Source organism: Janibacter sp. LM (genome assembly GCF_039631275.1).
Taxonomy (GTDB): domain Bacteria; phylum Actinomycetota; class Actinomycetes; order Actinomycetales; family Dermatophilaceae; genus Janibacter; species Janibacter terrae.
On sequence record NZ_JBDIVG010000025.1, the window covers coordinates 23798 to 38679 of the forward strand.

A 14882-nucleotide genomic window follows, 5' to 3' on the forward strand; every position below is an offset into this window, starting at 1 on the left:
GACATGCACTCCCCCGTGCCCGACTACCTGACCGAGGTCGCGCAGGCGTGCTCCGCGACCCGCACGGGCGAGCCCGCCACGTACATCCCTGAGCTCGCCACCGTCGACCCCGACCTCTTCGGCGTCGCCATGGCCACCGTCGACGGGACGCTCTACTCCGTGGGCGACGCCCGGCGGGAGTTCACGATCCAGTCGATCTCCAAGGCCTTCGTCTACGGGCTGGCCGTCCGCGAGCTGGGGTTCGAGACGGTGCTGGCGAAGGTCGACGTCGAGCCGTCCGGTGACCCCTTCGACGAGCTCTCGCTCGAGCCCACGACCGGGCGACCGCGCAACCCGATGATCAACGCCGGCGCGATCACGACCCACGCGCTCGTCGGCGGGCCGGACGCCAGCCCGATGGGGCGCTTCGAGGCGATCCACGGGCTGCTGTGCGACCTCGCCGGGCGCGAGCTCGCCGTCGACGACGACGTGTGGCGCTCCGAGATGGACACCGCCCACCGCAACCTGGCGATCGCCCACCTGCTGCGCAGCCACGACATCATCACCGACTCGCCCGAGGACGTCGTCTCCGCCTACGCCCGCCAGTGCTCCGTGCTCGTCACGGCAGAGGACCTCGCGATGATGGCCGCGACCCTGGCCAACGCCGGCGTGCAGCCGGTGACCGGCAAGCGGGTCTTCAGCGGCGGCCAGGTGCGCCACCTCCTGTCCGTGATGCTCACCTGCGGCATGTACGACTCGGCCGGTGACTGGGTCTCCTCCGTCGGCATCCCCGCCAAGAGCGGTGTCGGCGGCGGCATCATCGGGGCCCTGCCCGGCCAGGTCGGCATCGCGACGTTCTCCCCGCGGCTCGACGCGCACGGCAACAGCGTGCGCGGCGTCGAGGTCTTCGAGCGGCTCTCGCGCGACATGGGCCTGCACCTCATGGAGGTCGCGCCGCCCGCCCGCTCGGTCGTCCACGCGACCCGGGTGGTCGGCAGCGGCGAGGACGCGGTGCGCGTCTTCGAGCTCTCCGGCACGATCGGGTTCACCGGCGCCGAGCGCGTGCTGCGCCGGCTCGCCGAGGACCCGCCGGCCGAGCGGCTCGTCGCCGTCGACCTGGGAGGGGTGCACTCCCTCGAGGGCCCCGCCCGCGTCATGCTCCTCGAGGCGATCCGCCGCCTGCGTCTCGACGGCCACGAGGTCTACCTCATCGACACCGAGGGCGTGCTGCCCGACGCCGACCCGGGCGACGGGCGCCTGCTCGAGCAGCTCCCCGCGGAGCTGTAGATGCTGCGGCGCCTGATCTACCCCGTCCCGCCGTACACAGCCACCGACCACGAGACGACGAAGGGGGGCACCCACCTCCTCCATCGCCCCGCGCCGGAAGGGGGTCGCACGATCGTCTACCTGCACGGCAACGGCTCCGACCTCGCCTCCGTCGCGCCGCTCGCGGGCCTCTTCGCCCGGTACCACCTGGGCTTCGCGGCGGTGGAGTACCCCGGCTACGGGCCGGCCGCCGGGACCCGGACCAGCCAGCGCGCGATCCTCGCAGCGGCCCACGACGGGCTGGCCCACCTGGCCCTGCCGGCCGAGCGCACCGTGCTCGTCGGCGAGTCGCTCGGGTCCTCCGTCGCGGCCCACCTCGCGGCCGACGGCGTCCTGGACGACGCGGCGGGCACCGGTCGCCTCGTGCTCGTCTCGCCGTTCACCTCGATGGTCGCCATGGTGCGTCGTGTGGTGCGGGTCTTCCCCCGCCAGCTCGTGCCGGACCGCTGGGAGACCGACGCCGTCGTCGGGCGCATTGGTGTCCCGACCCTCCTCGTCCACGGGGAGCGGGACACGCTCGTCCCGCCGGCGATGAGCGAGGCGCTCGCCGGGTCGATCGGCGAGGTGCGCCGGGTGGTGGTCCCCGGACGGACGCACAACGACCTGTGGGAGGCGCCGAGCGAGTGCCTCGACCTCGTCGCGGACTTCGCCCGGGTCTAGGATGTCGGCGTGATGCAGGTCACCGGTTGGCCTGCCCACGAGGCAGCCGTCCAGCGGCTCGTCCGTTCGCATGCCGGGATCCCGACCGGGTCGTCCGTGCGCCTGGCGAAGCAGACGTCCAACCTCTTCCGTCCTCGAGCCGAGACCGGCGCCCCAGGTCTCGACGTCTCGGGCCTGACCGGGGTCATCGAGATCGATGCCGACGGGCGCACCGCGCAGGTCCAGGGCATGTGCACCTACGAGGACCTCGTGGCCGCGACGCTGCCGCACGGGCTCACCCCCTTGGTCGTCCCGCAGCTGCGCACGATCACCCTCGGTGGTGCGGTCACCGGCCTGGGCATCGAGTCGACGAGCTTTCGCAACGGCCTCCCGCACGAGTCGGTCCTCGAGATGGACGTGCTCACCGGCTCCGGCGAGGTCGTCACCGCACGGCCCGAGGGCGAGCACGCCGACCTCTTCGCGGCCTTCCCCAACTCCTACGGCTCGCTCGGCTACGCCATCCGGCTGCAGATCGAGCTCGAGCCGGTCCCCGCGCGGGTCGCCCTGCGGCACCTGCGCTTCGGCGACGTGGACGCGCTCGCCGAGGCGCTGGAGCGCATCGTCACCGAGCGCGAGCACGACGGGGCACGGGTCGACGGGCTCGACGGGGTCGCCTTCGCTCCCGACGAGCTCTACCTCACCCTCGCGACGTGGACCCAGGACGCGAGGCCGACCAGCGACTACACCGGGCAGCGCATCTACTACCGCTCGCTGCGGGAGCGCTCCACCGACCTGCTGACGATGCACGACTACCTGTGGCGGTGGGACACCGACTGGTTCTGGTGCTCGCGGGCCTTCGGCGCGCAGCACCCGCTGGTGCGCCGGCTGTGGCCGCGGCGCCGGCGCCGCTCCGACGTCTACCACCGGCTGGTCGCCTGGGACCGGCGCCTGGGTCTCGTCGACCGGCTCGACCGGTGGGCCGGGCGGCCCCAGCGGGAGCGGGTCATCCAGGACGTCGAGGTGACCGTCGACCGGCTGGCCGACTTCCTGCGGTGGTTCGACGCCGAGGTGGGCATGCGACCGGTCTGGCTGTGCCCCCTTCGTCTGCGCGAGGGGCCCGACGGCCCGCGCACGTGGCCGTCCTACCCGCTCCAGCCGCGCACGACGTACGTCAACGTCGGGTTCTGGGGGACCGTGCCGGTCGGCGACGACGCGCCGCAGGGACCGACCAACCGGGCCGTCGAGGCCGAGCTCGGCCGGCTCGGCGGCCACAAGTCGCTCTACTCGGAGGCCTACTACTCCCGCGACGAGTTCGACCGCCTGTACGGCGGTGACGACCTCGCGCGGGTCAAGGCACGCTACGACCCGGACGACCGCCTGGTCGCCCTGTACGACAAGGTGGTGCACCGCAGATGAGCGCGATGAGGATCGCCGACGCCCTCGCCGGCTACCTGCCCGAGGGGATACCGGTCCGCTTCACCGCGTACGACGGCAGCGCGGCGGGACCGGCGGACGCCCCCTTCCACATCGAGCTGCGGACCGAGCGGGGGCTGGCCTACCTCATGACGGCGCCCGGCGACCTGGGTGTCGCCCGCGCGTACATCACCGGCGACCTCGCGGTGACCGGTTGCCACCCCGGCGACCCGTACCCGGTCCTCGACCTCATGTCGAGCACCGCACGCTGGCGCACCCCGGGCCCGCGGCAGGCCGTCGAGCTCGTCCGCGGCCTCGGGGTCCGACACCTCGCCCCGCCGCCGCCCCCGCCGCAGGAGCACCTGCCGCGCTGGCGCCGGGTCGTCGAGGGCGTGCGGCACAGCCGGACCCGCGACGCCGAGGTGATCCACCACCACTACGACGTGTCCAACCGCTTCTACGAGCTGGTCCTCGGGCCGTCGATGACCTACACCTGCGCGGTGTACCCGACCCCCGACGCGACGCTCGAGGAGGCCCAGCACGCCAAGTACGAGCTCGTCGCGCGCAAGCTCGCGCTGCGGCCCGGGCAGCGCCTGCTCGACGTCGGCTGCGGCTGGGGCGGCATGGTGCGGCACGCGGCGCGCGAGCACGGCGTGCGCGTCCTCGGGGTGACGCTCTCGCGCGAGCAGGCGGACTGGGCGCGCGCGGCCATCGAGCGCGAGGGGCTCGGTGACCTCGCCGAGGTCCGGCACATGGACTACCGGGACGTCTCCGCGCGCGACTTCGACGCGGTGAGCTCGATCGGCCTGACCGAGCACGTCGGCATCGCCAACTACCCCGCCTACTTCGGCTTCCTGCGGGACCGGCTCCGGCCGGGCGGGCGCCTGCTCAACCACTGCATCACCCGCCCGCACAACCGCCCCGTGCGCACCGGCGCCTTCATCGACCGCTACGTCTTCCCCGACGGCGAGCTCGCCGGGGTCGGCACGATCGTCGCGGCCGTGCAGGACGTCGGCCTCGAGGTGCAGCACGCCGAGAACTTCCGCCTGCACTACGCCAGGACGCTCGCCGCGTGGAATGCCAACCTCGTCGCGCACTGGGACGAGGCCGTCGCCGAGGTCGGCGAGGACACCGCCCGGCTGTGGGGGCTGTACATGGCCGGCTCGCGGGTGGGCTTCGAGCGCTACGACGTCCAGCTCGACCACGTGCTCGCGACCAAGGTCGCAGATCGTGGGGCGAGCGACTACCCGCTGCGTCCGGACTGGTGAGGGACGCGTCCGGTCAGAGGTGACCGGCGAGCTGGGCCATGCGCGCCTCGAGGGCAGTGAGCAGGGCGGAGCAACGCCTGGTGTCGTCCTTGCGCGCGGCCTTGCTGCCGGACTGGTCCGGCTCGCTGCACATCGGCAGCACGTCGACGGAGAGCCGGGCGCCGCCGGCGAGCGAGCGCAGCTCGTCGAGCTTGTCGGCGAAGGGGGAGCCGCTGCCGGGGGAGTAGTAGCGCACCGCCTCGTCGACGTCATCGGGGTAGAGGTCGGTCTTGGTGACGACGATGATCAGCCACACCGGCTTGTCGCGGCGCAGCGCCATCGAGGCGATGCGGTGGGCGGTGATGACCCAGTCCTCGAGCTCGGCCGCGAGCTGCTCCTCGCGCGTGGCGAGCGCGCTGCCGCTCGTGCCGGCCGTGCGGCGCGGGGTGGCGTAGCCGTTGGCGACGACGTGCATGACCCCGTCGACCGGGTCGTCGTGGAAGACGTCGTCGAGGGCACCGAGCCGGGTCGCGGCGTTGTCCCCGGGGACGACGCGGAAGCGGAACCCACGACCCTTGGCCGAGCGGCGGGTGCGGCGCTCCATCGTCGCGGAGCCGACCTCCACGGTGCTCTGGGCGGAGGCGCGCCGGGCGAGCCGGTCGGCCAGGCGGGTCTTGCCGACACCGGTCATGCCGGTGACCGCGACGGTCGGGAAGCGGCCGCGCAGGAGGTGGCCCAGCTGGTGCGGGGCCCCGGAGAGTGCGGTGAGGGCGCCCCCGGCGAGGCTCGTGCCGACGGCCGTGCGGGTCGCGGAGGAGAGGCGCGCCATGGTCAGCCGAGCGCCTTCTTGACGTCAGCCAGCGAGGGGTTGGTCGCCGACGAGCCATCGGGGTAGAGCACCGTCGGCACCGTCTGGTTGCCGGCGTTGATCGTCTCGACGAGCTCGGCGGTGCCGGGCGTGTCCTCGATGTTGATCTCGGTGTAGCCGATGCCCTCGCGGTCCAGCTGGGACTTCAGGCGGCGGCAGTAGCCGCACCACGAGGTCGAGAACATCGTGACCGTGCCGTCAGTGGGCAGGTCGACTCCGGGGGGCAGGATCTCGCGCACGTTCACGACTCCAGCCAACCACGTTTCGTCCTCAACCCTTCCCTCGGGCACGGCCCTCGATGGCCGCGAGCTCCCTCACGTAGGTGGCCAGCATCGGGGTCGGGCGACCCCGGTGGGTCCATGTGAAGACCGCTCCCGGGTCGAAGCGGCGGCTGCACTCACGGCAGGACAGGACCCGACTCGGCCGGCGGTGGCGCTCGACGCGGTGCCCCGCGGGGCAGGTCCCCACCCAGGCCCCGGGGATCGTCGGGGCATCCTCCGGCAGGCAACGGTCGGGCTGGGCGCCGACCTGCACCGCCATCGCCCGCCAGCGCGGCCCGTGGCCCGCCCGCGGACCGACGAGGGCGTGGGCGATCTCGTGCAGGACGGTGTCGCGCACCTGCTCCCGGGTGTGCAGGAGGGTGAGCGGGGCGCTCAGCCCGATCGTCGACGTCGAGGCGCGGCACACGCCCGCCCGCTTCTTGGCGCGGTCGAGGACGAGCTGCCAGTCCGCCAACCCGTGCTCGTCCATGAGCGCCCGCGCCATCGTGCGCGCTTCCCCGAGGTCCATGGCAGGCGAGATTAGGCGAAGGGGGTGACATCTCCCCCTTCGTCCCGCTGCGTTGTGGAATACCGGTGCGGGAGTGCGGGGTTGTGGAGGACGTGCACCCACAGCTCTCACTCCTCGACCTGGCCACCGTCGGCCGCAACCAGCCCGTGAGCGAGGCGCTCGCCGACACCGTCACCCTCGCGCAACGCGCGGACGAGCTCGGCGCCTTCGAGAGGTTGTGGTTCGCCGAGCACCACAACATGGGGCGCATCGCCTCCGCGGCGACCTCCGTGCTCATCGCCCACGTGGCCGCGCGCACCGAGCGCATCCGCGTCGGGTCCGGCGGCGTCATGCTGCCCAACCACTCGCCGCTCGTCATCGCGGAGCAGTTCGGCACCCTCGCCGAGCTCCACCCCGGCCGCATCGACCTCGGCCTCGGGCGGGCCCCCGGCACCGACGGCCAGACGATGCGCGCGCTGCGCACGGACCCGAGGGCGGCCGAGTCCTTCCCCCAGGACGTGCGCGAGCTGCAGGGCTACCTCGCCGACGAGTCCCTCGTCGAGGGCATCCACGCCTACCCCGGGCGCGGCACCCGGGTGCCGCTGTACATCCTCGGGTCCTCGCTCTTCGGGGCCCAGCTCGCCGCCGCCTACGGCCTCCCGTACGCCTTCGCGAGCCACTTCGCGCCCGACGCCCTCGAGCAGGCGGTGCGGGTCTACCGCGAGCGGTTCACCCCGAGCGAGCAGCTGGCCGAGCCGCACGTCATCGCCGCGGCCAATGTCATCGCCGCCGACGACTCCGCGACGGCCCATGACGCGCGGCAGCGCGTGCTGCGCGCCCGGGTGCGGATGCTCGCCGGCCGGGTCGGCGGCGGCGACATCGACGACGCGATGGTCGACTCGCTCATGGACACCGCCATCGGGGCCCAGGCCCGGCACATGCTCACCCACACCATCGCCGGTGACGCGGCCGAGGTTGCCGCCGGCCTGCGCGACTTCGCCTCCCTCGCCGACGCCGACGAACTGATCCTCACCAACCCGGCGCCCGAGCTGGACCTGCGGATCCGCACGCTCGAGATCCTCGCCGGGCTGCGCGAGGACGCGAGCTGACCTCCCTTCGCCGGCAGTGATGTCGTCGACACTGCCTTCGTCGACACTGACGAAACCCTGACGTCCCGGGGGTGGAGTCGTGGGGCGGGCGCCACCTAGCGTGGACGTCAGGAGCCCCGGCTCCCGCTGGACGTGGCCGAGTCCGATCATGAGGGGATCGCTCGGTCCCGGTCGTCGAACCGCTCCCCCCGGTTCGTGACCACCCTGGGAAGGGACACCCCCTTCGCGCCACTCCTCCCCCGGCGCGGAGGGGGTGTCCTGCGTCCGGGGGCAGTGCCTCGCCGCGCTCCCACGGCCGGAGGTCGACGGGCTGGCAGGGCGCTGACCAAAGAAGAGGCCGATGCCTCCCGAACCCTGACGAGATCCCGGCCGAGCGGGCCGCTCCACGGTCATACATTCCCTTCACCCGGTCGGCGCGACCGCGTCACGGGACCTCATCGAAGGGTGAATCGCATGAAGCGTGCCGCAACCGTCCTGGCGCTCGCCGCCACCGTCTCCTTCGGCGCCTCGAGCGTCGGCCACGCCGCGGGGACCGCTGACGACCCGAGCTACACCGACTTCCGGTCGCAGACTGTCCAGGACACCGACAAGCAGTACATCGTCAACGGGGACATCCCACTGTCCGGCGAGAAGCAGCTGCGCGAGTTCTACGACGAGCTGGTCAACCCCGGCAACGACTCCGCCCTGATCGTCAACACGGTCTACGGCAAGGACGACGTGTGGAGCGCCACGCAGGCCAAGAACCTCACCTACTGCGTGAGCACCAGGTTCGGCACCGACCACGCCAGGGTCGTGCAGGCCATGCAGGACGGCGGCAACCAGTGGGAGGCCGCGAGCTCCGGCGTCGACTTCACCTACGTCTCGTCGCAGGACGGCAAGTGCACCACCCGCAACAACAACATCGTCTTCTCCGTGGAGCCGACCAACACGACGAGCTACATCGCCCGTGCCTTCTTCCCCAGCACACCCAAGCGCAGCCGCAACGTCCTCGTCAGCACGAGCCAGCTCTTCACCGCCGGCTCGTGGACGCCCTCCAACATCATGGCCCACGAGCTGGGCCACGCCCTCGGCTTCCGCCACGAGCACACCCGCCCCGAGGCCGGCACCTGCTTCGAGGACAACAGCTGGCGCCCGCTGACCCCGTACGACTCGGCGTCGATCATGCACTACCCGCAGTGCAACGGCTCGAGCGACGACCTGAGCATGACCGCGGCGGATCGCGAGGGCATCCGCTCGGTCTACGGTTCCTGAGCCCCGGCCCAGGACCACGCAGGGAGGGGCACGCCCTTCGTCCCGGACTCCTCCGCCGGTGACGAAGGGCGTGCCCCGCGTCCGGTCGCTGCGCCCGGGAGGTCGGACGTCGGATGAGGAGATCCTCATGTCCGTCTCATCGAGAGCTCATCGACACTCCGTAGCTTCCTCGGTGAGGCGCGCCGCTGGGGCGGGCCACGTCGAAAGGCACGCCACCATGAAGCGTCTTGTCTCCTCCGTCGCCGTGAGCGGTCTGATCCTCACCGCCGCCGCAGCCGTGGCCCCCGGCGCCTCCGCCGACGAACGGGTCTGCCGCGGCTACATCGGCAAGGTCGTCGTCGACGACATCTTGGTCCCGCGGGGCGCGACGTGCTCGATGTACGGCACCCGGGTCAAGGGCAACATCAAGGTCGAGGCGGGCGGCGGCGCGAGCATCCGCACCAACGACGTCGACGGTGACATCCAGGTCTTCAGCAACCGCAGTGGGTCGAAGAACATCTACGACAACCGGGTCGCCGGCAATCTCCAGTGCAAGAGCAACTACCCGGCGCCCAAGGGTGCTCGCAACAAGGTGCAGGGCAACAAGGAAGGCCAGTGCCGCCGCTTCTGACCCCGGACGGCGGGCACACTGGCCGGATGGACGACATCGAAGCCTTCTGGCAGCGGGCGCAGCAGCACGCCGACCTCGCGCAGGTCAGCTCGTACACCGGGGTGAACCCGCTGGCGGTGCTGCGCCCGCCGGCCTGGGGCTTCGGCGCCACGCCCGAGCAGGCGGACGAGCTGCTCGGGCTCGTGCTCGCGGGCACCAAGACCGCGACCGCGTCGGCGCTGTGGGACTACGAGGCCGAAGGGGAGGACCTCCCCGAGGAGGGGACGCTCGGCATCGTCGTCGACGGGTCGGGCACACCGCGGGCCCTCGTCGTGACGACCCGGGTGCGGGTCGTCCCCTTCGACGAGGTGGACGCCGAGCACGCCCGCGCGGAGGGGGAGGGCGACCTCTCCCTGGAGCACTGGCGGGCGGTGCACCAGGACTTCTTCGCGCGGCACGCGAGCCACGACCGCGGCTTCGCCCCGGACATGCCGGTGGTGCTGGAGGAGCTGCGGGTGCTGCACGCCGAGCCGGCGCGGTAGTCGCAGGAAGAGCTCCTGCTCAGCGGGTCAGACGCGGTGGCGCAGACCGGTGGCCCGCTGGGTCGGCCGTCGGACCGCGGCGCGGATCGCGGCCTCGGAGCCGACGAGCGTCACGGACTCCTGCGCGCGGGTGATCGCGGTGTAGAGCAGCTCGCGGGTGAGCAGGCGCGAGTCCTCGTCGGGGAGGACGACCGTGATGGCGCGGGCCTGGCTGCCCTGGCTCTTGTGGATCGTCAGCGCGTGCGCGGTCTCGACCTCGCCGAGGGTGCTCGCGGGGTGGACGATGGGCGCACCCGGCTCGCCGAAGACCCCCACGACCCGGTGATCGGCGCGCAGCGACATGACGCCGGTGTCGCCGTTGTACAGCCCGAGGCCGCGGTCGTTGGTCGTGACGAGCAGGGGACGCCCGACGACCTGGCGGCCCGAGTAGTCGGTCGCCTCGCCGAGCCAGCGCTCGACGCGGTCGTTCCACGGCCCGACGCCCCACGGGCCGTCACGGTGCGCGCACAGGAGCCGGTGCTCGGCGACCTGGCGCAGGGCGCCCGCGTGGTCGCCCGCGAGCGCGAGCTCGCGCAGCCGCAGGGCGTGGGCGAGCAGACGTGGCCGCAGCGCCGCGTCGGCACCGAGCACGTCGTCGACGGGCAGGTGCTCGACCGGTCCACCGGCGACGGCCGTGGCGAGCAGTTCGACGACCCGGTCGTCGTCGCCCACCCGCACCGCCTCGGCGAGGGCACCGATCTCCCGGCCGAAACGGTGCGACGTGCTCAGCCGCGCCACCGGACCGTCCTCGCGGCCCGCGTACCCGGCGACGAGGTCCGCGAGGACCGCGCCGGCCTCCACGGACGCCAGCTGGTCGGGGTCGCCGACCAGCAGCAGCCGGCTGCCCGGGCGCAGGGCCTCGAGCAGGCGCGCGGTGAGGGTGAGCGACAGCATGGACGCCTCGTCGACCACGACCACGTCGTGGGGAAGGGGGTTGCCCCGGTCCCGTCTGAACCGGTTGCCGCTGTCGGGGCGCCAGCCGAGCAGACGGTGCACGGTGACGGCCTCGATGTCGGTGCCGAGCCGCTCCCGGTCGACCGCGGGCAGGTCGCCGAGGGCCCCGAGCACCGACTCGCGCAGGCGCGCAGCGGCCTTGCCGGTCGGCGCGGCGAGGGCGATGCGCGGGCGGTGGCCACTCCCTTCGGCCTGCTCGAGCAGGAGGGTCAGCAGCCCGGCGACGGTCGAGGTCTTGCCCGTCCCCGGGCCGCCGGCCAGCACGGTCGTCAGGCGGTGGGCGGCCGCGTGCACGGCCGCGCGCTGCTCGGCCCACGTCTGCCCGGGGAAGACGCGCGCCAGGCCGGCCTCGAGCACGGGCTCGTCGACCGCAGGAGGCGCGGCGGCCGCCCGCCGAGCGAGGTCCGCGGCGACCTGGACCTCTTCGCGGTGGTAGCGGTCGAGGTAGACCAGGCCGTGCTCGACGCGCAGCACCCCGGCGGTGGCGAGCACGCTCGCGCGGACGCTCTCGAGCCACTCCTGCGGCGCCGGCAGGGGGGTCGAGGTGGGCGGGTTCACCTGGTCCACGGGCTCGAGCAGCGCGCGCGCGTGCTCGAGGTCCAGGCTGGTGGAGCCCTCGCGGGCGGCGCGCACGACGAGCGCGAGCGTCAGGCGGGCGAGCGGGTCGCTCTCCTCGACGAGCTCGGTGAGCCGCACGGCGACGTGGACGTCGGCCGCCTCGATGACCCCCGCGGCGTTGAGGCCGGCGAGGTCACCCGTCGCGGCGAGTGCGAGCCGGCGGTCGTACGGGTCGGTGGCCACGGTGGTCATGCGGCTCCCTTCGGGCCCGGGCGGCGCCCGTCGAGCAGGTCGGACACGCCCTCGATGAGCGCGATGGGCGGCTGCCAGGAGAAGACCCCGCTCGGGTGCCCGTCGACGACGGGCGTCTCGGGGCCGGCCATCCCGCGCAGGTAGAGGTAGAGCACGCCGCCGAAGTGCTCGTGCGGGTCGTACCCCGGCTGCCGCCACCGCAGGAACCGGTGCAGCACGACCCCGTAGAGGATCGCCTGGAGCGGGTAGGAGGAGTGGTTCATCGCCGCGCGCAGGGCGTCCGGACCGTAGTGCTCGGTCGTCAGGGGGGTGTCGACGGGACCCAGCCAGTTGGTCTTGTAGTCGACGACGAGGTGCCGTCCGCCGACTCGCAGGACGATGTCGACGGACCCGGTGAGGTACCCGCGCAGCGCCTGGTCGCCGAGCACCGGGTCGTCGAGGACGTCGGCGAAGGGCAGCACCGGGTCGTCGGCCGCCAGGTGCTCGCGCATGAGCGCGGCCAGGTCGCCGAGGACCGTCTCGCTGCCGGCTGCTGCGTCCCCGCCGCCCAGCGGCAGCTCGAAGTCCATCTCGCACAGCCGGTCCCGCGCCCCGACGTCCCGCAGCGTCGTGCCCGGGGCGAGTGGCCCGAGCGGGCTGTCGATGACCCGGACCAGCGCCTCGGCGAGGCCGTCGCGGTCGAGGTCGGGCACGGGCCAGCGCACGACCTGCTCCTCGACGTGCGTGCGCAGCTCGACGAGCAGGTCGTCCGCCTGCGCGTCGGCCTCCTCGAGCACGGCGTGCACGAGGGAGCCGAAGCCCGCGCCCACCGGCAGCTCGGCCATGGGCGACGGGAGGTGACCCGCACCCGGTCCGGAGCCCGCCACGATGGGCAGCGGGGTGCTCCCCTCGTCGTCCTGGTGCCCGACGTCCTCGGCCTCGCTCGCCACGAGCTCCTCGGTCGCGGGGCGGTGCGCCTCGTCGAGGGGACGGGTGAGCGCGGTGTACGAGGTGCGTCGCCACTCCTCGTCGATCGTGCGGGTGAACTCCCGCACCGAGAGGTCGCCGACCGGCGCGGGCCGGGCCACGGTCTCGGCGACGGGCCGGGCCTCGACGACCTCGACCCGCAGACCCCCGCGGGCCTCCCAGGCCTCGACCTGGCTGCGCAGGTGCTCGTCCCCGGGGACGGGGTGCGTCACGGGGACGGGCCCCTCGCCGGCGCTGCGCCCGAGGAGCATCCGGTGCAGGGGGGACGGCGCGGTGTTGCGGGCGGAGGGGAACCACCAGGCGACGACCTGGCTCTGGGCGCGGGTCATCGCGACGTAGAGCAGGCGCAGCGACTCGCCGCTCTCCTCCGCGGCGGCCCGGTCGAGGCGCTCGCGGCGGCCGTCGTCGGAGGTGATGCCGATGTCGAGCGCGCGGGTGCGGTCCTCGCGGTGGAAGTGCAGCACGTCGGGCGTGGGCAGCCACCGGTCGGCGAGGAAGGGCAGCATGACGATCGGGTACTGCAGCCCCTTGCTCGCGTGGATCGTCGCCAGGTGCACCGCGTCGGCGTCGCTGTCGAGGCGGCGGGCGCGCTCCTCCTTGCGGGCGGCGGCGATGCGTTCGCGCAGCCACGCGGTGAGGGAGGCGAGCCCCTCACCCTCGGTGACGACGCGCTGGTGCAGGGTCTCGCCGACGTGTCGCAGGTCGGTGAGGAGGCGCTCGCCGTCGGTGCGGCGCAGCACCCGCGCGTCGAGCCCGTCGGCGGAGGCGGCGGCGAGCACGGCGGCGACGCCTCGGCGACCGAGCAGCGCGGCCCAGGTCCGCAGCCGGTGGGCGACCTCCTCGGTGAGGTCGTCGCCCTGCTCGTCGAGGTCGGTCGCGCTCGCCCCGACGAAGGGGGTCAGCGCCGCCGCGCGTACCCGCTCGGTGCGGTGCGTCAGCTCCATCGCCTCGAGCAGGGTGAGCCAGTGCGCGGCGGCGGGGGAGTCGTAGATGCTGTCGCTGGAGACGATGACCGAGCGCAGGCCCACCTCGGTGAGGGCGCTGCGCACCTCGTCGAGCTGCTTGCGGGTGTGGGCGAGGACCGCGACGTCACCGGCGCGCAGCGGTTTCCCCACGAAGGTCGTGCCCCGCGCCAGCAGCCGGGTGATCTCGGCGGCGCAGTCGCGCGCGACGAGCGGTCGCACCGCGGCGATGGCCACGGACCGCTCGCCGGGCGGCTGCACGAGCTCGGTCGGCACGACCCGCAGGCGCACCGGGTCGAGGAGGCCGTCCGGTGCGACGCCGCCGGAGGTCCCGAGACGGGACCCCTGCGTGGCCGCGCTCACCGGGTGGACGACGATCTGCGGGTCGCCGAGCTGGGCACCTCCGAGCAGCACCCCGAGGCTGCGCACGAGCGGGCCGTCGGAGCGGTGGTTGACGTCGAGGGTGTGCCGGGTCGTCGCGGTGGCGGAGGCGGCGAGGTAGGTGTCGACGTCGCCGCCGCGGAACCCGTAGATCGCCTGCTTGGGGTCGCCGATGAGCACGAGCGTGCTGTGCCCGGAGAAGGCCCGGTCGAGCACCTGCCACTGCACCGGGTCGGTGTCCTGGAACTCGTCGACCAGCACGACGCGCCACCGGTGCCGCATCCGCTCGCGGGCCGGCGAGTCCTCGTCCTCGAGGGCGTCGGCGAGATGGGAGAGCAGGTCGTCGTAGCCGAGCACCCCGAGCCGCCGCTTGCGCCGGTCCATCTCACGTCGCACGAGGTGCGCGAAGCGCAGGGCCCGCGCGTCGGCGCCTTGCCCCTGGAGCTCGCCGGGGTCGAGCACGGCATGCGGGTTCTCGGTGACGGCGCGGGCGATCTCGCCGGCGCGCTGCCGGCTGAAGGCCGGCTCGCCGCCGCCCGCGAAGCCGCGCACGTAGAGGTCGTCGACGACCTCCTCGCGCAGGTCCGACAGGTCGTCGACGAGGCGCGCGTGGGCGTCGGAGTCGCCCGCGACACCCAGGCTGCGCAGCACGATCTGGCAGAACTGGTGGGTCGTCGCGATCGTCGCGGCGTCGAAGTGGGTCAGCGCGTCACGCAGTCGTCGCGCCCGCTCGGCGACCTCGTGCTCGGACCCGGTCCGCAGCAGCGCGACGACCGGGTCCTCGCTCGCGATCCTCGGGTCGGCGACGTGCCGGTGGACGTGTCGGAGGTGCTCGCGGACGCGCTCGCGCATCTCCCGGGAGGCCGCGCGGCCGAAGGTGATGACGAGCATGTCCTCGAGCCGCACCTGCCCCTCGGCGACGTATCGGGAGACAAGAGCGCCGATCGTCCACGTCTTGCCGGTGCCGGCGCTCGCCTCCAGCAGGACCGTGCCCGTCGGCAGGTCCGCCGTGATGTCGAAGGGGGTCAGCGTGCTCATG

13 protein-coding genes are annotated in these 14882 nt (G+C 73.5%); 8 read left to right on the top strand and 5 right to left on the bottom strand.

Annotated elements, in window-relative coordinates; translation table 11 throughout:
* Positions 1–3: 3 nt before the first annotated feature.
* From ABC138_RS13390 to ABC138_RS13405, 4 genes are read left to right on the top strand one after another with little or no spacing between them, the layout of a single operon-like run.
* Positions 4–1266: a glutaminase gene (locus tag ABC138_RS13390; RefSeq protein WP_345913992.1), complete on the top strand. Its 1263-nt coding sequence runs from the start codon at positions 4–6 to the stop codon at positions 1264–1266.
* A complete protein-coding gene (locus ABC138_RS13395; RefSeq protein WP_068426464.1) occupies positions 1267–1965 on the top strand; it encodes an alpha/beta hydrolase in 699 nt (232 codons plus the stop codon).
* A 12-nt stretch (positions 1966–1977) separates the two neighbouring features.
* Positions 1978–3360, top strand: a complete 1383-nt coding sequence (locus ABC138_RS13400) for an FAD-binding oxidoreductase (RefSeq protein ID WP_345914019.1) — start codon at positions 1978–1980, stop codon at positions 3358–3360.
* Positions 3357–4625, top strand: coding sequence for a cyclopropane-fatty-acyl-phospholipid synthase family protein (locus ABC138_RS13405; RefSeq protein WP_345913995.1), 1269 nt, complete (start codon positions 3357–3359; stop codon positions 4623–4625). The genes ABC138_RS13400 and ABC138_RS13405 overlap by 4 nt, the downstream gene beginning before the upstream one ends.
* Positions 4626–4638: 13 nt before the next feature.
* Here the strand turns inward: ABC138_RS13405 and ABC138_RS13410 are convergent, their stop codons facing one another.
* From ABC138_RS13410 to ABC138_RS13420, 3 genes are all read right to left on the bottom strand, one after another.
* The gene (locus ABC138_RS13410) at positions 4639–5433 is read right to left on the bottom strand and encodes a GTPase domain-containing protein (protein ID WP_068328071.1); all 795 of its coding nucleotides are present in this window, start codon (positions 5431–5433) and stop codon (positions 4639–4641) included.
* Between the two features lie 2 nt (positions 5434–5435).
* Positions 5436–5657, bottom strand: a complete 222-nt coding sequence (locus ABC138_RS13415) for a mycoredoxin (protein ID WP_068329341.1) — start codon at positions 5655–5657, stop codon at positions 5436–5438.
* 85 nt (positions 5658–5742) lie between these two features.
* Positions 5743–6261, bottom strand: coding sequence for a SprT-like domain-containing protein (locus tag ABC138_RS13420; RefSeq protein WP_068328074.1), 519 nt, complete (start codon positions 6259–6261; stop codon positions 5743–5745).
* Between the two features lie 92 nt (positions 6262–6353).
* Here ABC138_RS13420 and ABC138_RS13425 point away from each other — a divergent pair, with 92 nt between their 5' ends.
* The 4 genes from ABC138_RS13425 (at position 6354) to ABC138_RS13440 (ending at position 9731) form a co-directional block, all read left to right on the top strand.
* Positions 6354–7349 (top strand): LLM class flavin-dependent oxidoreductase, encoded by a 996-nt coding sequence (locus tag ABC138_RS13425; RefSeq protein WP_068329342.1) that lies wholly within the window; start codon positions 6354–6356, stop codon positions 7347–7349.
* Positions 7350–7802: 453 nt separating this feature from the next.
* Complete coding sequence (locus ABC138_RS13430; protein ID WP_068328082.1) at positions 7803–8600, top strand: M57 family metalloprotease; 798 nt, start codon at positions 7803–7805, stop codon at positions 8598–8600.
* A 217-nt stretch (positions 8601–8817) separates the two neighbouring features.
* The gene (locus tag ABC138_RS13435; protein WP_345913997.1) at positions 8818–9210 is read left to right on the top strand and encodes a hypothetical protein; all 393 of its coding nucleotides are present in this window, start codon (positions 8818–8820) and stop codon (positions 9208–9210) included.
* Between the two features lie 26 nt (positions 9211–9236).
* Positions 9237–9731: an ASCH domain-containing protein gene (locus ABC138_RS13440; protein ID WP_068328089.1), complete on the top strand. Its 495-nt coding sequence runs from the start codon at positions 9237–9239 to the stop codon at positions 9729–9731.
* A 27-nt stretch (positions 9732–9758) separates the two neighbouring features.
* Here the strand turns inward: ABC138_RS13440 and recD are convergent, their stop codons facing one another.
* Both recD and ABC138_RS13450 read right to left on the bottom strand, forming a co-directional pair.
* On the bottom strand, positions 9759–11534 hold the full coding sequence (gene recD, locus ABC138_RS13445; protein WP_345913998.1) for an exodeoxyribonuclease V subunit alpha: 1776 nt from the start codon (positions 11532–11534) through the stop codon (positions 9759–9761).
* Positions 11531–14881 (bottom strand): UvrD-helicase domain-containing protein, encoded by a 3351-nt coding sequence (locus ABC138_RS13450; RefSeq protein ID WP_345913999.1) that lies wholly within the window; start codon positions 14879–14881, stop codon positions 11531–11533. The genes recD and ABC138_RS13450 overlap by 4 nt, the downstream gene beginning before the upstream one ends.
* Position 14882: the final 1 nt, after the last annotated feature.

Bases quoted from the DNA above. Each gene is read 5' to 3' on its own strand.
- ABC138_RS13390 (WP_345913992.1), top strand. From the start codon at position 4: ATGCACTCCCCCGTGCCCGACTACCTGACCGAGGTCGCGCAGGCGTGC.
- ABC138_RS13395 (WP_068426464.1), top strand. From the start codon at position 1,267: ATGCTGCGGCGCCTGATCTACCCCGTCCCGCCGTACACAGCCACCGAC.
- ABC138_RS13400 (WP_345914019.1), top strand. From the start codon at position 1,978: ATGCAGGTCACCGGTTGGCCTGCCCACGAGGCAGCCGTCCAGCGGCTC.
- ABC138_RS13405 (WP_345913995.1), top strand. From the start codon at position 3,357: ATGAGCGCGATGAGGATCGCCGACGCCCTCGCCGGCTACCTGCCCGAG.
- ABC138_RS13410 (WP_068328071.1), bottom strand. From the start codon at position 5,433: ATGGCGCGCCTCTCCTCCGCGACCCGCACGGCCGTCGGCACGAGCCTC.
- ABC138_RS13415 (WP_068329341.1), bottom strand. From the start codon at position 5,657: ATGTTCTCGACCTCGTGGTGCGGCTACTGCCGCCGCCTGAAGTCCCAG.
- ABC138_RS13420 (WP_068328074.1), bottom strand. From the start codon at position 6,261: ATGGACCTCGGGGAAGCGCGCACGATGGCGCGGGCGCTCATGGACGAG.
- ABC138_RS13430 (WP_068328082.1), top strand. From the start codon at position 7,803: ATGAAGCGTGCCGCAACCGTCCTGGCGCTCGCCGCCACCGTCTCCTTC.
- ABC138_RS13435 (WP_345913997.1), top strand. From the start codon at position 8,818: ATGAAGCGTCTTGTCTCCTCCGTCGCCGTGAGCGGTCTGATCCTCACC.
- ABC138_RS13440 (WP_068328089.1), top strand. From the start codon at position 9,237: ATGGACGACATCGAAGCCTTCTGGCAGCGGGCGCAGCAGCACGCCGAC.
- recD (WP_345913998.1), bottom strand. From the start codon at position 11,534: ATGACCACCGTGGCCACCGACCCGTACGACCGCCGGCTCGCACTCGCC.
- ABC138_RS13450 (WP_345913999.1), bottom strand. From the start codon at position 14,881: ATGAGCACGCTGACCCCCTTCGACATCACGGCGGACCTGCCGACGGGC.